This window comes from Aeromonas dhakensis, from assembly GCF_002285935.1.
Classification (GTDB): domain Bacteria; phylum Pseudomonadota; class Gammaproteobacteria; order Enterobacterales; family Aeromonadaceae; genus Aeromonas; species Aeromonas dhakensis.
In genome coordinates this window covers 3,343,807-3,360,192 of the sequence record NZ_CP023141.1, presented here as the reverse complement: position 1 = coordinate 3,360,192, position 16,386 = coordinate 3,343,807, and the positions used below count along the sequence as shown (strand labels likewise).

The window sequence follows — 16,386 nt, the reverse complement described above, 5'->3', positions numbered from 1 at the left end:
CCGGCTTTTGGCAAACATGCTGGGAGGAACATCACATTTTTCTCGTTTCTCCTCAATAACTCCGTTAGACTGCGCCCCTATTCTTTCCCCTTTGCTCTGCTCCCCGGGGAAATCGTTGTGTTCTCAACAGGCCCGGATCTGGCGAGATGGCATCGGCTCAGCAGAGGAGCCCCATCACGGATCCCCGGCGCCCCTATCCCTAGCAGGTAACTATGAGTTTTACTTCCCTCGGTCTGGCCGAACCCTTGTTGCGTGCCGTTGCCGAGCAAGGCTACGACACCCCGTCTCCCATTCAGCAACAAGCGATCCCGGCGGTACTGGCTGGCCGTGATCTGATGGCCGCCGCCCAGACCGGGACCGGCAAGACCGCAGGTTTTACCCTGCCGATGCTGCAACGCTTGACCGAGAGCAAGCGCAAGGTCTCCCCGAATCGCATCCGTGCCCTGGTGCTGACCCCGACCCGCGAGCTAGCCGCCCAGGTGGGCGAGAGCGTGCGCAACTACGGCAAGCACCTGCCGATCCGCAGCCACGTGGTATTTGGCGGCGTGAGCATCAACCCGCAGATGATGGCGACTCGCCGTGGTCTGGACGTGCTGGTGGCCTGCCCGGGCCGTCTGATGGACCTTTACAACCAGAACGCCGTCAAGTTCGATGAAGTCGAGATCCTGGTGCTGGACGAAGCGGACCGCATGCTCGACATGGGCTTTATCCGCGACATCCGCCGCATCCTGGCTCTGTTGCCGAAAAAGCGTCAGAACCTGCTCTTCTCCGCCACTTTCGCCGACGAAATTCGCGAGCTGGCTACTGGCCTCTTGGACAACCCGGCGGTGATCGAAGTGACCCCGCGCAACAGCACCGCCGAGCGCATCGAGCAGCTGGTGCACCCGTGCGACAAGGCCAACAAGATTGCCCTGCTGAGCCACCTCATCTCCAGCAACAACTGGCAGCAGGTGCTGGTGTTTACCCGTACCAAGCACATCGCCAACCGGGTTGCCGAGAAGCTTGAGAAAGACGGCATCAGCGCCGCCGCCATCCACGGCAACAAGAGCCAGGGGGCTCGTACCCGCGCCCTGTCCGGCTTCAAGGATGGCAGCGTGCGCGTCATGGTGGCGACCGACATCGCTGCCCGCGGCCTCGACATCGACAAGCTGCCCCAGGTGGTCAACTTCGAGCTTCCGAACGTGGCGGAAGATTACGTGCACCGTATCGGCCGTACCGGCCGTGCCGGCGCCGCCGGTCACGCCATCTCCCTGGTGGCGGCGGACGAAGGCAAGCTCATCAAGGCCATCGAGCGGCTGACCAAGCAGAGCATCCCCTGCGAGCAGGTGGCGGGCTTCGAAGCCTCCCGCGAGACGCTCGATAACATAAGCCGTGGCATCGGTGCGCCGCTGCGCAAAGAGCCGCGCGATCCGAGCGAGCAGCGCCGTGCGCCGCGTCCGCAAGGTCAAGGCCAGCGTCAAGGTGCCGGTCGCTCCGGCAATGGCGCCGGTGGTAACGGTGGTGGCAATCGCACTGGCAACGGCGGCAAGCCCAAGCCCCAGGGTGGTCAACGTCCGGCTGATGGCGCCGCCAAGCCGGCCCAGGCCCGTCGTCCGCGCCGTTCTACCCATAACCAGTAAGCGGTTCGGGAGCTTCTCTCCCGCGCTCAACGGTTGAATAGAAAACCCCGCCAAGTTGGCGGGTTTTTTTGTGCCTGCGGTTTGCAGCAGGATGAAAAGAGGTGGCTCAGGCTGCAAGTAAATGGCGACGCTTGCCGACCTGCGTCTGGATCTGTTGACATAGCGTTTGAATATTGGGCTCATCCATTTTCTCACGGGAAATATAGATGCCAACCGTGCCTCTGTTATATTCCTCCGCCATCTCGAGTGGGACGATGCCAAATTTTGAGAAGTATTCTCCCATGCTGCCTGGATACGGCATGACCGCATTGCTGGTATTCACCAGATCGATGGCGGCCATCAATGAATTGGAGCTGTAAATGATTTTTTCATTGAGCTGCATCTCTTCATGCTCTTGCTTTTTTATTGCCATATCCTCGACCAGATGAAGATATTTAGGTTCATCCGTGGTAATCAACAGGCTGGGGTAATAAACCAGATCCTGCTTGCTGCAAACTTTCCCTGAGAGGGGATGTCCAGCTCTGACAAATACGGCATCACTGGCGGTAAAGAGCGGGATGAATATCAGGCTGTAATGTTTATCCAGACCATGGATTTCATGCCCCAAGAACAGGTCGATATGATTGCCCAGGAGCAAGTCCAGCAGTCGCAGATGATTACCGACTTCGATATTGATGGCGCAAGACGGGTTGGCTGCGCGGTAATGCAGGGTGACAGGTTGCAGCACATGCTGCCACCAAGCGTGGCCGGTTCCCACTCTCAGAGGCTGGGCTGCTCGCTCGCGCAGGATGGCGAGTCGTCTGAGGGTGTCATCGTAGATCCGTTGCATCATGCGGGCCTGGGTCAGCAACAACTCGCCGGCTGCCGTCAGCGCCACACCGCCAGCCTGTCTGATGAGCAGGGGCGTACCCAGACTCTCTTCCAGTTTCTTCATGTTGTGGGTCAGCGTTGGCTGGCTCAGCCCCATGTGCCTGGCGGCGAGACTCACGCTTTTGTGGGTCGCGACTTCAATGAATTGTCTGAGGTGTTTGTCCACGGGAAATAACGTACGTTCAGGATCAGGCGGAGCGCCACGCTAGTGCAAGCATGGGTGACTGTCAATCGCCTCCGTGTCGCCGCAACAGTTTTTGTGTGTGTCTCCTCACGTTGTTTTCTATTCGAGTTGACCGGTAACCGAGTTTATTTTGTGAATGGGATCACGCAATGCAGCCTGGTTATAGATGATGGCTATCCCGCCATTATGGTCGTCTATGTGTTTTTCAAGGCCTGCTGGTGTAGGCTGGAAAATACAGCTTATGGCTGTCATTAGAATAACGAAATAATAAATAAAGTAACGAAGGGAATATATGAAAATCCATCCATTGGCTTTATCCGTGTCATTGTTGTGCGGCGGAATGCTCTTGTCCGGTTGTAATGATAATAGTTCATCTGCAAGTAATAATACTATTGAGGCGAAAGCTCCCTGGGATTTTGATCTCTATCTGGTCGGGGAGTTCAGCGGCTGGGATCGTGAAGAGAAGTTCAAACTGCTCTTCAAAGATGGAATATATCGACTGGACAACCTGAAGATGAATTCAGGCATGTCACCGTTCAAGGTCGCGGGCCCCGAATGGACGAAATATCCTGACTTTTCTGCCGATAGCCGCAACGAGACCAGCATCTTCCCCGAACAGCGCTATCCCATGTACTACCAGAATAACGGACAGAACAATCGCTTGGTGGTGACCGAAAAGGGGCTGCTCGATATTCAGGTCAAGGTGACCAATGCCGATCTGGCGGCCCCCGTCGTCGAATTTACCATGGTGCGTGATGACCCCAATTACGCTGAAAACCTCTATCTGAAGGGCATAGACGGCAATCTCGAACCGCTCTTGCAGATGATCTACCAGGGCGACAAACGCTATGTGGTGGTGGCCAGGCTGGCTCCCGGGGAGCACAAGATTAAGATGGCCTCTGCCCAGGACGGGATCGGCTTTGGTACCAGCGCCCCCCTGTCATTGAATGATCCCGCCAGGATGCAGCGCTGTGACAGCAGTTGCCAGCTGGCATCCCTGTCGGTGTCACAGGCGGGATATTACAAGTTTGTCCTTGATGCCAGTGAGGATGAAAAGGCCCCAGTGTTGCTGATCAGTGCCGCGACGGACGAGGATCTGCGCTTGATCAATCCTCATGAGGGGCATGAGCTTATCGAGAAGCGGGAATACCAGACCCATATACCCGGGGTCAAGGAGGTTGCCACCTTCTCGGTCAAGCAGGCCGGGGCCGACTATCGCAGCTATGCCCAGTCGACGACCCAGGAGCTGCGGGATCCGGGGGATAGCTTCACCACCTATCAGGAGCAGGCCGATCTGCCCCGGCTGCGTTCGGGCAACATGGTGTTTGACGCCTTGTTTACGCTGGCGACACACGAGATGCGGCAAAACAGCGTGTCCCAGGTCAAGGATGGCAGTTACGGCGGCGGTCAGGCGATCCCCTGCGACTGCTTCGAAACGGGGGCAAAGTGGCATTATGTCTGGACGCGGGATCTCTCTTACGCCACCGATCTGGGGCTGGGAGTGCTGGATCCGCAGCGGGCACGTAACTCCCTGCAGTTCAAGCTCTCCGATTTCAGAACCGAGCTGAAGCAGGGTCTCGACGGCCTGATCCCGCAGGGGCGCCAGATCATTCAGGATACGGGCACGGGGGGCAGCTGGCCCATCAGCACCGATCGCATGGGGTGGGCGCTGGCGGCCGAGCAGGTGTTGGCGGCATTGCCCACCGAGGAGCGCAGCGCCTTCCTGCCCGAGGCGTTTGAGGGGCTGCGCAATACCATTGAGAGCGATCGCCTGGCGGCCTTCGATCATGGCGATGGCCTCTATGGTGGGGAGCAATCCTTCCTCGACTGGCGTGACCAGACCTATGCCAAGTGGATCAAGACCGATATCGCCCACATCGGCATGAGCAAATCCCTCTCCACCAATGTCCTCCACTACCAGGGTCTGATGCTGGCAGCACACCTGGCCGCCGAGCTGGGCCAGGATGAACTGGTGACTCGCTACAGCCAATGGGCCGCCGCGCTCAAGCAGGCCATCAATCGGGCCTTCTGGCTGGCAGATGAGAAGATGTATGCCAGCCTGATCAATACCGCTACGGATCCAAGCCCGGCCTACAAGTTCGATCTGCTGGGGGAGTCCCTTGCCATTCTGGCGGGCATTGCCGATGAGGCGCAGGCCAGGGAGATCGTCAGCCGCTATCCCATTGGGCCTTATGGTGCCCCTGTCTATTTCCCGCAGCAGCCCGATATGCCGGTCTACCATAACCGTGCCATCTGGCCTTTTGTCTCCGCCTACGGGCTGAAGGCGGCGGCCAGGGTGCAGAACGTGGCCGTGGCCGATCGCCATGTCGACTCCATGATGCGCGGGGCCGCACTCAACCTCTCCAACATGGAGAATCTGGAATGGCTCTCGGGCCAACCCTCTCTGATGGATCTGGCTCAACCCGACTTGACGGGGCCTGTCATCAACTCCCAGCGCCAGCTCTGGTCCGTTGGCGGTTATCTCGGCATGGTGACCAACACCCTGTTTGGCTACAACGTGGAAGAGCAGGGGATCCGTGTCTCGCCCTTTGTCACCAGTCACCTGCACAGGCTGATGGGCGCCAGACCCGAGGCCGTGCTCAAGGGGCTGAATTACCGTGGCAAGCAGATCGAGATCAAGCTGCTGCTTCCGGATGTCGGGGAGGAGGGCAGTTACTACCCGGTGCGCGGCATCATGCTCAACGGTGCCCCCGTGGGGGAGTTGATCAGCGAGGATATGCTGGCTGCCAACAACCAGATCGAGGTCCAGTTGGGGGCCGGCATCGCCGATGAACAGGGGATCCGCCTGATCGAGGACGTGGCACCACTGGACGTGGAAAACCGCAAGGTATTTGCACCGACCGAGCCCACCCTGCTGGGAGTGACCGAGCAAGCTGGCAAGCTGGTCGTCACATGGCAGGATAGCGTCAATAAAGGGGCGCTCAGTTATAACCTGTATCGCGATGGCAAGCTGGTCGCCAAGGGACTCGAGACGGCGGGAGAGTGGGTCGACGACCTGCTGCTGCAACCTGGCATGGCCTATTGCTACAGCGCGGAGGCCATCTATCCCGAGTCCGGTAACCGCTCCCATCATGCCAAGCCGGTGTGCTACCAGCCAGAGACCCGGCGCATCGCGGTCGATTCCGTCACGGTGTCGCATACCGGCACTCTCACGGCGGCCGATGCGGCCATCTCCATGCCCTATCTGAAAGATTGGGGCCGCCCGGAGGATACCTTCCTGGTGCGCAATGTCACACTGGATGGTCAGCGCGCCATTCGCCTGCAGTACAGCAATGCCCAGCACGCCATCAATCTGGGGGTGACCAACGGGGTGAAGCGGATATCCGTGCTCAGCAAGGGCCAGGTGGTGGCAGGCGGCACTGTGCAGATGCCCCATGTGATGAAGGAGGGAGAGATCAAACCGCTGCGAGACTCGACCCCTGTCATCGTGAACGTGCCGGCAGGGCAGTACGACATCCTGGTGAGCGACTTCTATAACATGAGCTATCTGAAGGCGAACGATACCTACAACGATGCCGGCGGGCGGGGCGGGCCGGTCAATCTGATCGATCTGGCCAGCATCACTGTCTCGGCTCGTTAAACCAACTCAGCGGACAAGCTGGGCTTGTGGCCCGCAACTTGTCCCGCTGAAGAGTGCAAAAAGCCCTGCTACTCTGGCAGGGATTTGCTGTATTGGCGGTGGCTCAGCCCAAGCCAGGGAAGTGCCCTGACTGTTGCGGGGAGAAGGCGCCACTGCTGCGGCCGCAGCGGAAATGACAAGGCCCCGTCAACATCCGTTGGCGGGGCCTTGTCATTGGGGGATTCAATATCGGCTATGGCTTAGAGCGCCGGCAACAGTCCCATACTGACGCTCACCTGCACCCCGACGATCAGCACCCCCATGGCGCCGGCCAGGCCCAGGGCCAGCACGCCACCCGGGGCGCGGTAGTGGTGCGTCTCGGCCTGCTTGCGGCTCTGCCACACCAGGGCCACCGGCAGCAGTACCGCCAGTATCGCCAGCGCAATGGCAGCGTAGCCGAGCGCCATGATGAAGCCCTGCGGGAAGTAGAGGGCAAACAGCAGGGGCGGCACAAAGGTGATGAGGCCGGTCTGGGTGCGACCCTGCCAGTTGTCCTTGCGATGGGTCACTTTGGCCATGAAGTCAAACAGACCCAGGGTCACCCCGAGGAAGGAGGTGGCCAGCGCCAGATCGGCAAACAGGTGCATGGCCTGGTTGAAGGCGGGCCAGCTCACCAGCTTGCCGACGTTGGCCAGCAGGCTGTCCAGCGCGCCACCGCTCTGGAGCAGGGCCTGTTGACCCAGCAGACCCAGGATGGCGACCTGCCACAGCACGTAGAGGATGAGCGGCAGGGCAGAGCCCCACACGAAGACCCGGCGCAGCTGCTTGGGGCAGTCCCCCAGGTAGAGCATCACGCTCGGGATGGAGCCGTGAAAGCCGAACGAGGTGAAGATGACCGGCAGACCTGCCAGCAGCAGCCCCTGGCCCAGCGGCAGGGAGAGCAGGTGCTGCCCTTCGGTGCGCGGCAACAGCAGCGCCAGCACCGCCACCATGATCACCAGCTTGACGGTGAACATCAGCCGGTTGAGGTAATCCACCTGCTTGGTGCCGATGCAGACCATGCCGCCAAACAGCAGGGTAAAGGCCCAGGCCGCCTGCTCTTGGCTGAGGGGCAGGCCGGCATCGGCCAGCGCCTGGGCCAGCAGGCTGCTGCCGCCGCTGATGTAGGCGGAGGCCAGCGAGTAGAACAGCATCAGAATGCAGAAGGAGGCGATGCGCTTGCCCCAGGGGCCGAGCAGGTGATCCGCCAGCTGGTGCAGGTACCACTTGCCGGTGCTGAGGCTGGCTTCCACCTGCAGCATGGCGGTAAAGGCCATCAGGGCCCAGAGGCCGATCATCAGCAGCAGGGTGGCGGGGCCGCCGAGCGACGAAGAGGCCAGCGGCAGGGCCAGCATGCCGGCGCCTATGGTGGTGCCGGCAATCAACAGGGTACATCCCAGGGTTTTGGTGTTCATGGTGTCCATCCGAATCGAGAAACTGCGCGGTGCGCAGCGGGCAAAGGTGTGTAAGGCGCCTCCGGGGTCGAAACCGGAGGCTAGCAATATCGGAGTGAACCCATCGTTACGAAAAGCCTGTGGTTGTAAAAGTTGGTTGCCAAGTTAACGGATCAAAATGGTGGAAACAAGCCTGAAAAAGCGGATTTTGTACTGGGTTGGCAGAATATGTGGAAATAAATGATGACAGATAGGGTTTTAGGCTGGTGAAAAAACGCGCCGCTGCGAGGGGGGCCGCAGCGGCGCGCCATGGAGAGGGGATCAGCGGCGGCGTTTGAGGGTGCGGCTCACATAGTGGAGGCCGCACTGATATTCGCCGCCAATCGCCTTGAGGGCCAGCTCCAGCGCCTGGCTGGCGAGGGCATCGTGCTGCTGGGGCAGGGAGTTGATGCCAAAGGGGAGGAAATCGAGCAGGCGATCATCGCCGAAGGTGGCCATGGCCAGCCGGCTCATGTCGGTCTCCTGCTCAAGCAGATAGTCGAGCACCCCCTCCATCAGGATGTAGGAGGTGGCGACCAGTGCCTGGGGCAGCTGGCCGAGCTGTTGATGCAGCGTCTTGATCAGGCGGTAGCCTTCGGCGCGGGAGAAGTGGGCCCCTTCACACAGATGGCAAGCCGTGCTGTGGCTGGCGACGGCCTGCTCGAAGCCCGCTCTGCGTTCACGACTGATCGTGAGTGCCGGCAGCGCGGTGATCAAGGCGATGTGCGTGATTGCCGGCGAGAGCAGGGAGGCAGTGAGATCAAAGCTCGCCTTCTGGTTTTCGCTGGCCACGGTGACGAACTTGTCGGCCGCCATGGCCCGGTCGATGGCGAGCACCTGGATGCCGCGCGTCTGCAGGCCGAGGTAGAAGGGATCTTCGGGTGGCAGGCAACTGGCCACCAGCAGCGCATCCACGTGGCGGCTGGCCAGCATTTCGGCCAGCTCCTTCTCGGTGGCGGGGTCATCCTCCGAGCAGACGATAAGCAGCTGATAACCCTGTACCCGCGCCCCTTGCTCCAGCCGTTTGGCGAGCTTGGCGTAACTGGCGTTCTCGAGGTCGGGCAGGATAAAGCCCAGGGTTCTGGTCTGGCCACCACGCAGGGAAGCGGCGCGGCTGTCCGGCTGGTAGTTGTGGGCGGTGACCACCGCCATCACCTTGTCGCGGGTGGCCTGACTGATGCGGTATTGATCGGCCTTGCCATTGATCACATAGCTGGCCGTGGTGCGCGAGACACCGGCGAGGGCGGCGATTTCATCCAGTTTCATCATATTGGCTCTGTTTGAGTTGCAAGGCCCACGGGCACTGCCTGGTGAGGGCACCGAAAAGTGTGCGCGGGATCATATCATTGAAAAGCACTCTTTGTGGGTACTTGATCAATTCGCTGAAACGATTCAGTCTGAGTCTAAGTGAAACGATTCAGCTTGTCAGCAGACAATCGATGGCCGGGCATAAAAATCGGGTATGACCCGCGAAGGGATGCAATCCGGTCTATTGTCTGCAGGCGAGTGGTACGAATGGTTATGTTTGATGAGCCGGTACGGTCAGGCCGCCCGGCACCTGATGGAGAATCTCTATGTTGAAGTTGGCGCGACAGCAGATCCTGCTGGGGCAGTCGGTGGCGACCAAGGCCGAAGCCATTGCCTTGTTGGCAGGCAAACTGACCGAAGCCGGTCTGGTGGAGGCGGGGTACGTGGAGGGCATGCTGGCCCGCGAGGCGCAGCACGCCACCTATCTTGGCAGCGGCATCGCCATTCCCCACGGCACCACCGACACCCGGCATCTGGTGAAGAGCACAGGCGTCATGGTGGCCCAGTTCCCGCAGGGGATCGAGTGGGACGAGGGGCAGATCGCCTACGTCGCCATCGGCATCGCCGCCAAATCCGACGAACATCTGGGCATTTTGCGCCAGCTCACCCACGTGCTGGGTGACGAGCAGGCGGCAGCGCAATTGAAAGAGGCCACCGATGCCGACACCATCATCAATATCCTGACCGGTGCCACTGCGCCCAAAGAGGTGCAGTTCCTGGCCCTGGCCGACTTCCCGGCGGACGATCGCGACCAGCTGCTGCTGGGCGCCGCCGCCCGCGCCAAATCCGCCGGCTGGGGCGATGCCGCCATGGTGAACGCCCTGCTGGCAAGCGAACCGGCCTATCTGGGCGAGGGCATCTGGCTGGCCCGCGTGCAAGCGGCCCAGGCTGGCTGGGTGTTGGCAACGCCTAGCACTGCACTGAACGCAGGGGATCTGCCGGTCAGCGCCCTGCTGCTGCTGTGCGCCGCAGATAGCGGCCATCTGGCGCAGCTCGACAACCTGGCCAAACTGGCGGCTGCCGGTCAGCTCGCCACCTTGGCAGGTAGCGAGGGGCTGGCCATGCTGCAAGCTGGCCCGGCGAGCGGTCTTAGTGGAACCTTCACCATCATCAATCCGCACGGGTTGCACGCCCGTCCCGGCGCCATGCTGGTCAAGGTGGCCAAGGAGTATGAATCCGACATTCGGGTGGCGAATCTGGATGGCAGCGGCGAGGCGGTCTCCGCCAAGAGCCTGATGAAAGTCATCGGGTTGGGCGTCAAGTGTGGACACCGTCTGGCGTTTCGCGTTGAAGGCCCGGATGCCGAAGCGGCCCTCAAGGGCATAGGCGCCGCCATTGCGGCCGGGCTGGGCGAGGGGGCGCACTGATGGACATAGTGACCATCACCCTCAACCCGGCGCTCGATCTCACCACCCGTCTCGAGGCGATGAGCCTGGGCGAGGTGAACCTGGTGAGCGAGGCCAACCTGCGCGCGGCGGGCAAGGGGATCAACGTGGCCATGGTGCTCAAGGACTTGGGCCGCGAAGTGGGTGTGACCGGCTGGCTTGGCGCCGATAACCAGCAGAGCTTCGTCTCCCTGTTTACCGAGCGGGCCCTGGCCGATCACTTCGTGCGCGTGGCGGGCAGCACCCGCATCAACGTCAAGGTCTCCGAGCAATCCGGTCGGGTCACCGATCTCAACCTGCCGGGGCTCACCATCCACCAAGGGGAAGTGAGCGCGCTGGAGCAGGCCATCGACGAGCTGGCAGCGCGCGCCGACTGGTTCGTGCTGGCGGGCAGCCTGCCCAAAGGGGTGGCCCCTGATTACTGCGCCCATCTGATCCGCCTGCTCAAGGCCAAAGGCAAGCAGGTGATCTTCGATTGCAGCGGCGCGGCCTTAAGCGAAGGGATCAAAGCGGCGCCGACCCTGGTCAAACCCAATCTGGAAGAGCTCGGCCAGTGGGCGGGCCGCCCCATCAAGACCTTGAGCGAGCAGGCCGAGTGTGCCCGCGCGCTGCAGGCAAGCGGGATCCCCAACGTGGTGATCTCCAACGGCGCCGATGGCCTCATCTGGTTTGCCCCGGATGCCGTCTGGCAGGCGATTCCGCCGCGCATGCAGGTGGTCAGCACGGTCGGTGCCGGCGACTCCCTGGTGGCTGGTCTCGCCCATGGTCTGAGCCTTGGCTGGACGCCTGAGCAGACCCTGCGCCTCGCCACCGCCGTCTCGGCGCTGGCGGTCAGCCAGGTGGCGGTCGGCTTTAGCGATATCAGTGTGCTCAACCCCTTGCTTGAACAGGTGCGCGTACAGCGTCTGGATGCGCTGGCACCGGTTCAATGCCATACCCCCTCAATGGAAAACTCAGGAGATGCCCAATGAAAGCAATCTTGGTTACGGCTTGCCCGGCGGGTATTGCCACCAGCTTTCTCGCTGCAAAACGGATAGAACCGCAGGCCAAACTGGCTGGCTGGGAGCTCACCCTCGACGTCGGCTCCAGCGTGCAACCGCGCCAGATCCCCTCAAAAGAGCAGATTGCTGCGGCCGAGCTGGTGCTGGTTGTCGCCAGCGCCCCGGTGGATCTCGCCGCCTATGACGGCAAGCGGGTCTATCAGGGCAGCATGGATGTCGCCCTGCAGGATCCGGCCGCACTGCTGGAGGCCGCCGTCAGCGGCGCCAGCGTCTATCGCCATCAAGCCGCGCCCGCCGTTGCCAATGCTGCCGCCAAACCGGCCGCCGCTGGCAAGCGCATCGTGGCGGTGACCGCCTGTCCGACCGGGGTGGCTCACACCTTTATGTCGGCAGAAGCGCTGGAGACCATGGCCAAACAGCTGGGTCATCAGATCCGCGTCGAGACCCAAGGCTCGGTCGGTGCCCAGAACGCCCTGACTGCCGAGGAGATTGCATCCGCCGACCTGGTGTTCCTCGCCACCGACATCGAAGTGGACATGGCTCGCTTCGACGGCAAGCCGGTCTATCGCACCAGCACGGGCGCGGCGCTCAAGAAAACCCGTGCCGAGCTCGACAAGGCCTGGAACGAGGCCAAGACCTATCGCCACAGCGGTGCCAGCCAACCCAAGAAAGAGGAAAAAGCCGGCCCCTACAAGCATCTGCTGACCGGGGTCTCCTTCATGCTGCCCATGGTGGTGGCGGGCGGCCTCATCATCGCGCTCTCGTTCGTGTTCGGTATCGAGGCGTTCAAGGTGGAAGGCACCCTGGCCGCCGCCCTGATGAAGATCGGTGGCGGCTCCGCCTTCGCCCTGATGATCCCGGTGCTGGCCGGCTACATTGCCTACTCCATCGCTGACCGCCCGGGTCTCGCTCCCGGCATGATCGGCGGCATGCTGGCAAGCTCGCTGGGTGCCGGTTTCCTTGGCGGCATAGTCGCCGGTTTCCTGGCCGGTTACAGCGCCAAGTACCTGAGCGACAAGGTGCGCCTGCCGGTGACCCTGGAAGCGCTCAAGCCCATTCTGATCATTCCGCTGTTTGCCAGCCTGTTTACCGGCCTGGTGATGATCTACGTGGTGGGCGGCCCGGTGGCCGGCATCATGAATGCCATGACCACCTTCCTCAACAACATGGGCTCTGCCAACGCCGTGCTGCTGGGTGTCATCATCGGTGCCATGATGTGCTTCGACATGGGCGGCCCGGTCAACAAGGCGGCCTACGCCTTCGGGGTCGGCTTGCTGGCCTCCAAGACCTACGCCCCCATGGCAGCCGTGATGGCCGCCGGCATGGTGCCGGCACTGGGGATGGGGATCGCCACCTTCCTGGCCCGCACCAAGTTCATCAAGGCGGAGCAGGAAGCAGGCAAGGCCTCCTTCGTACTGGGTCTGTGCTTCATCTCCGAGGGGGCCATCCCGTTTGCCGCCAAGGATCCGATGCGCGTCATCCCTGCCTGCATGGCGGGCGGCGCCCTGACCGGTGCGCTCTCCATGCTGTTCGGCTGCGAGCTGATGGCACCCCACGGCGGTTTGTTCGTGCTGTTCATCCCGAACGCCATCAGCAACGTCATGATGTATATCGTGGCGATTGCGGCAGGGTCGCTGCTGACCGGGGTGGCTTACGCCATGCTCAAACGCGGTGAAGAGCAGGCCAAGCTGGCCACGGCATAAGCCTTGCGATCCGGCAACATCTCATAGTGTCAAAAAGAAAAGCGGCCTGCGGGCCGCTTTTTTATGTTTGTCGTGAAAGGAGGAGGGGGAGAAACTAGAAATCCCAACCCGGTTGCTCTTGCGGCTCGTTCTGGGCCCCCTCCAGCGCTTTGCGGCGGGCGGCTTCCACCCGCGCCTTGCGGCCTCGGCACAGGCGCATCACCTCCTGCTGCTGGGCCGGGGTCATGGTGAGCCAGTTGAAACGCTCTTCGCGGCTGCGCAAACACCCCTTGCAGTAGCCCTTGTTGTTCACTTCACAGACCCCGATGCAGGGGCTCTGCAGCGGGAAGATTTCGAGCTGTTCCATCCATGGCCCCTCACACCTTGTTACCTTGTTATAACCCAGAAGATCCCCTTTGGAGAAATCCGTCGTCGCAGGCTTGAAGGCGTTTGCTTTCCCCCTGCAAATTTGGCATCTTCCCCGCCGAACATGACGCTTGGTGTTATATGAGGACATATGAATAAACACGCGTACTGGCTGACCGCCGCTGTGCTGGGGTTGGCCGGTTGTGCGGGCAACTCTGAGCAAGCCCAGGTGCCCAAAAACAAACCCGATGCCAGATGTTTTCTCAACTGCGAGGTGCCGGAAAATCTGGGCAAGCAGTATCTGGACGGCATGCTGCCCGACGATCTGGTGCGGGTTGAGCGCGTCAACAGCCGCGTGCGCGCCGACTACAGCAAGTTCGGCCCCCAGAGCAGGCTGGTGCTGGAGCGCTCCGGCAAGATGACCCGCCGCTATGGCGAACTCTATCACCAGCTCTCCCGCTGGGTGGCGAACGGCGGCAATCCCGCCGACATTACCCGCTACGGCATCAGCCTGGCCCAGTTGGGGGGCTCGGATCGGATGGGTAACGTGCTGTTCACCGGTTACTACTCGCCGGTGCTGGAGGTGCGCCACCGCCCGGATGCGAAATACAAGTACCCCATCTACGCCATGCCCAACTGCGGCAGCCGTTGTCCGACCCGGGCCCAGATCCATCAGGGGGCGCTGGCCAACCGCGGGCTGGAGCTTGGCTACAGCAAGTCTCTCATCGACAACTTCCTGATGGACGTGCAGGGTTCGGGCTTCGTTCACTATGGTGACGACGACAGGCTGCAATATCTCGGCTACAGCGGCAAGAACGGTCACGGTTACGTCAGCATCGGACGGGTGCTGATCGACCGCGGCGAGGTACCCAGGGAGCAGATGTCCATGAAGGCCATCAAGGAGTGGGCAAACCGTCAGCCGGAGGAGAGCGTCAAGGAGCTGGTGGAGCAGAACCCCTCCTATGTCTTCTTCGAGCGTCGCCCCACCAACGACGTGATCGGGGCCGCCGGCATCCCGCTGTTGCCGATGGCTGCGGTGGCCGCCGACAAGACCCTGCTGCCGATGGGTACGCCGATCCTGGCGGAAGTACCGCTGCTGGACAAAGAGGGCAACTGGACCGGCAAGCATCAGCTGCGGCTGTTGATCGCGCTGGATGTGGGCGGGGCGGTGAAGAAGGGTCACCTCGACCTCTACCACGGCATGGGCGAGAAGGCCGGTGTTGCGGCCGGTCACTACAAGCACTTCGGGCGGGTCTGGAAACTGGGCCTGCACCATGGGCCGACCGCCGCGCCCTGGCTGTAAGGTCTTGTGGGGGCGGTTGTGCATCAGCCGCCCGCCCACGAGGCATAGAGATGGATGTAAAAAAGCCGCCGGAGCAATCCGGCGGCTTTTTGTTTAGCGAGGTGAGCTTGGACATATCAAGAGAGGGCGGTCTCAGCCCTTCTTGATGTCGAGCCGGATGGCCCCCACCGGCTTGCAACAGCAGGGCAGGCACTCTCCCTGCGAGACAAAGGCGAGCGGCACGGCGGCATAGTGCACCTTGCCTGCCAGCAGCGGCGTACGGCAGGCGCCGCAATAACCGCTGCGGCACTGGAACTCCACGTGATGACCGTGACGCTCCAGGGTCTCCAGCACGCTCTCGCCGGGGTGGGCGTGCAGCACGCCATCCCGGGTGTGTACCTGCGGTGCGCCCGTCTCGCTCTTGGCGGGGGCGGCGTGCAGGGGCTCGGTCAGCGTGCCGGTGGCGTCACTCACAGCTCGAAATCACCCAGGTCTTCGGCGTTCACTTCGCTGTCGATCTGACCCACCAGGTAGGAACTCACTTCCACTTCCTGCGGGGCGACCTGCACGTTGTCGGAGGAGAGCCAGGTGTTGATCCAGGGGATCGGGTTCTGCTTGGCGCCGGCAAAGGCCGGCTGCAGGCCAACGGCGGCCATCCGCAGGTTGGTGATGTACTCCACGTACTGGCAGAGGATGTCCTTGTTCAGGCCGATCATGGAGCCGTCCTGGAACAGGTACTCGGCCCACTCCTTCTCCTGGATGGCGGCTTCCTTGAACAGATCGAAGCAGGCCTGCTCGCACTCGCGGGCGATCTCGGCCATCTCGGGGTCGTCCTGGCCGCTGCGCATCAGGTTCAGCATGTGCTGGGTGCCGGTCAGGTGCAGTGCTTCGTCGCGGGCGATCATCTTGATGATCTTGGCGTTGCCCTCCATCAGCTCACGCTCGGCGAAGGCGAAGGAGCAGGCGAAGCTGACGTAGAAGCGGATCGCTTCCAGTGCGTTGACGCTCATCAGGCACAGGTAGAGCTTCTTCTTGAGCTCGCGCAAGGTAATGGATACCTCGCGGCCGGCCACCTGATGGGTGCCTTCACCGTGCAGGTGGTAGAGCGCGGTCGCTTCAATCAGATCGTCGTAGAAGTGGCTGATGGAGCCGGCGCGCTTCAGGATCTGCTCGTTGGTGACGATGTCGTCAAACACCTGGGCGGGGGTGTTGACGATGTTGCGGATGATATGGGTGTAGGAGCGCGAGTGGATGGTCTCCGAGAAGGCCCAGGTCTCGATCCAGGTTTCCAGCTCCGGGATGGAGACCAGCGGCAGCAGCGCCACGTTGGGGCTGCGACCCTGGATGGAGTCCAGCAGGGTCTGGTACTTCAGGTTGGAGATGAAGATGTGCTGCTCGTGGGGCGGCAAGGCCTGGAAGTCGATGCGGTCGTGGGAGACGTCCACCTCTTCCGGGCGCCAGAAGAAGGAGAGCTGCTTCTCGATCAGGCGCTCGAACACTTCGTGTTTTTGCTGGTCATAACGGGCCACGTTGACCGACTGGCCGAAGAACATCGGCTCCTTGAGCTGGTCGTTTTGGGTCTGGCAGAAAGTTGAATAGGCCATGGTTGTCGAATATCGCGAAGTAGGGGAAACAGG

12 protein-coding genes are annotated in these 16,386 nt (G+C 61.6%); 6 read left to right on the top strand and 6 right to left on the bottom strand.

The window, feature by feature from the left end; all coding sequences use genetic code 11:
* Positions 1 to 212: 212 nt before the first annotated feature.
* On the top strand, positions 213 to 1,619 hold the full coding sequence (locus CK627_RS15600) for a DEAD/DEAH box helicase (RefSeq protein WP_095592810.1): 1,407 nt from the start codon (positions 213 to 215) through the stop codon (positions 1,617 to 1,619).
* A gap of 106 nt (positions 1,620 to 1,725) precedes the next feature.
* Here CK627_RS15600 and CK627_RS15595 read toward each other — a convergent pair whose 3' ends face one another.
* The gene (locus CK627_RS15595) at positions 1,726 to 2,655 is read right to left on the bottom strand and encodes a LysR family transcriptional regulator (protein WP_095592809.1); all 930 of its coding nucleotides are present in this window, start codon (positions 2,653 to 2,655) and stop codon (positions 1,726 to 1,728) included.
* A gap of 517 nt (positions 2,656 to 3,172) precedes the next feature.
* Here CK627_RS15595 and CK627_RS15590 point away from each other — a divergent pair.
* Entirely contained in the window at positions 3,173 to 6,274 is a 3,102-nt protein-coding gene (locus CK627_RS15590; RefSeq protein WP_095593519.1) for an MGH1-like glycoside hydrolase domain-containing protein, read from the top strand.
* 239 nt (positions 6,275 to 6,513) lie between these two features.
* Here CK627_RS15590 and CK627_RS15585 read toward each other — a convergent pair whose 3' ends face one another.
* Positions 6,514 to 7,707: an aromatic amino acid transport family protein gene (locus tag CK627_RS15585; RefSeq protein WP_095592808.1), complete on the bottom strand. Its 1,194-nt coding sequence runs from the start codon at positions 7,705 to 7,707 to the stop codon at positions 6,514 to 6,516.
* 300 nt (positions 7,708 to 8,007) lie between these two features.
* Positions 8,008 to 8,994, bottom strand: coding sequence for a catabolite repressor/activator (cra, locus tag CK627_RS15580; RefSeq protein WP_029305916.1), 987 nt, complete (start codon positions 8,992 to 8,994; stop codon positions 8,008 to 8,010).
* Positions 8,995 to 9,299: 305 nt separating this feature from the next.
* Here cra and fruB point away from each other — a divergent pair, with 305 nt between their 5' ends.
* From fruB to fruA, 3 genes are read left to right on the top strand one after another with little or no spacing between them, the layout of a single operon-like run.
* Positions 9,300 to 10,400: a fused PTS fructose transporter subunit IIA/HPr protein gene (fruB, locus tag CK627_RS15575; RefSeq protein ID WP_095592807.1), complete on the top strand. Its 1,101-nt coding sequence runs from the start codon at positions 9,300 to 9,302 to the stop codon at positions 10,398 to 10,400.
* Positions 10,400 to 11,389: a 1-phosphofructokinase gene (pfkB, locus tag CK627_RS15570; RefSeq protein ID WP_095592806.1), complete on the top strand. Its 990-nt coding sequence runs from the start codon at positions 10,400 to 10,402 to the stop codon at positions 11,387 to 11,389. Before fruB ends, pfkB begins: the two co-directional genes overlap by 1 nt.
* A complete protein-coding gene (gene fruA, locus CK627_RS15565; RefSeq protein WP_095592805.1) occupies positions 11,386 to 13,122 on the top strand; it encodes a PTS fructose transporter subunit IIBC in 1,737 nt (578 codons plus the stop codon). Before pfkB ends, fruA begins: the two co-directional genes overlap by 4 nt.
* A 94-nt stretch (positions 13,123 to 13,216) precedes the next feature.
* On the opposite strand, the gene CK627_RS15560 is transcribed toward fruA, so the two are convergent.
* Complete coding sequence (locus CK627_RS15560) at positions 13,217 to 13,468, bottom strand: DUF1289 domain-containing protein (RefSeq protein ID WP_005300622.1); 252 nt, start codon at positions 13,466 to 13,468, stop codon at positions 13,217 to 13,219.
* A 150-nt stretch (positions 13,469 to 13,618) separates the two neighbouring features.
* On the opposite strand from CK627_RS15560, the gene mltA reads away from it, so the two are divergent.
* A complete protein-coding gene (gene mltA / locus CK627_RS15555) occupies positions 13,619 to 14,770 on the top strand; it encodes a murein transglycosylase A (protein ID WP_005300625.1) in 1,152 nt (383 codons plus the stop codon).
* A gap of 132 nt (positions 14,771 to 14,902) precedes the next feature.
* On the opposite strand, the gene yfaE is transcribed toward mltA, so the two are convergent.
* Together yfaE and nrdB are read right to left on the bottom strand one after the other, a co-directional pair.
* Positions 14,903 to 15,223 (bottom strand): class I ribonucleotide reductase maintenance protein YfaE, encoded by a 321-nt coding sequence (yfaE, locus tag CK627_RS15550; RefSeq protein ID WP_017764551.1) that lies wholly within the window; start codon positions 15,221 to 15,223, stop codon positions 14,903 to 14,905.
* Positions 15,220 to 16,353 carry a class Ia ribonucleoside-diphosphate reductase subunit beta gene (nrdB, locus tag CK627_RS15545; RefSeq protein ID WP_005300631.1) on the bottom strand — a complete coding sequence of 378 codons (1,134 nt, stop codon included), beginning with the start codon at positions 16,351 to 16,353 and terminating at the stop codon, positions 15,220 to 15,222. The genes yfaE and nrdB overlap by 4 nt, the downstream gene beginning before the upstream one ends.
* Positions 16,354 to 16,386: the final 33 nt, after the last annotated feature.

Bases quoted from the DNA above. Each gene is read 5' to 3' on its own strand.
- CK627_RS15585 (WP_095592808.1), bottom strand. From the start codon at position 7,707: ATGAACACCAAAACCCTGGGATGTACCCTGTTGATTGCCGGCACCACC.
- nrdB (WP_005300631.1), bottom strand. From the start codon at position 16,353: ATGGCCTATTCAACTTTCTGCCAGACCCAAAACGACCAGCTCAAGGAG.
- pfkB (WP_095592806.1), top strand. From the start codon at position 10,400: ATGGACATAGTGACCATCACCCTCAACCCGGCGCTCGATCTCACCACC.
- fruB (WP_095592807.1), top strand. From the start codon at position 9,300: ATGTTGAAGTTGGCGCGACAGCAGATCCTGCTGGGGCAGTCGGTGGCG.
- mltA (WP_005300625.1), top strand. From the start codon at position 13,619: ATGAATAAACACGCGTACTGGCTGACCGCCGCTGTGCTGGGGTTGGCC.
- CK627_RS15600 (WP_095592810.1), top strand. From the start codon at position 213: ATGAGTTTTACTTCCCTCGGTCTGGCCGAACCCTTGTTGCGTGCCGTT.
- fruA (WP_095592805.1), top strand. From the start codon at position 11,386: ATGAAAGCAATCTTGGTTACGGCTTGCCCGGCGGGTATTGCCACCAGC.
- CK627_RS15560 (WP_005300622.1), bottom strand. From the start codon at position 13,468: ATGGAACAGCTCGAAATCTTCCCGCTGCAGAGCCCCTGCATCGGGGTC.
- cra (WP_029305916.1), bottom strand. From the start codon at position 8,994: ATGATGAAACTGGATGAAATCGCCGCCCTCGCCGGTGTCTCGCGCACC.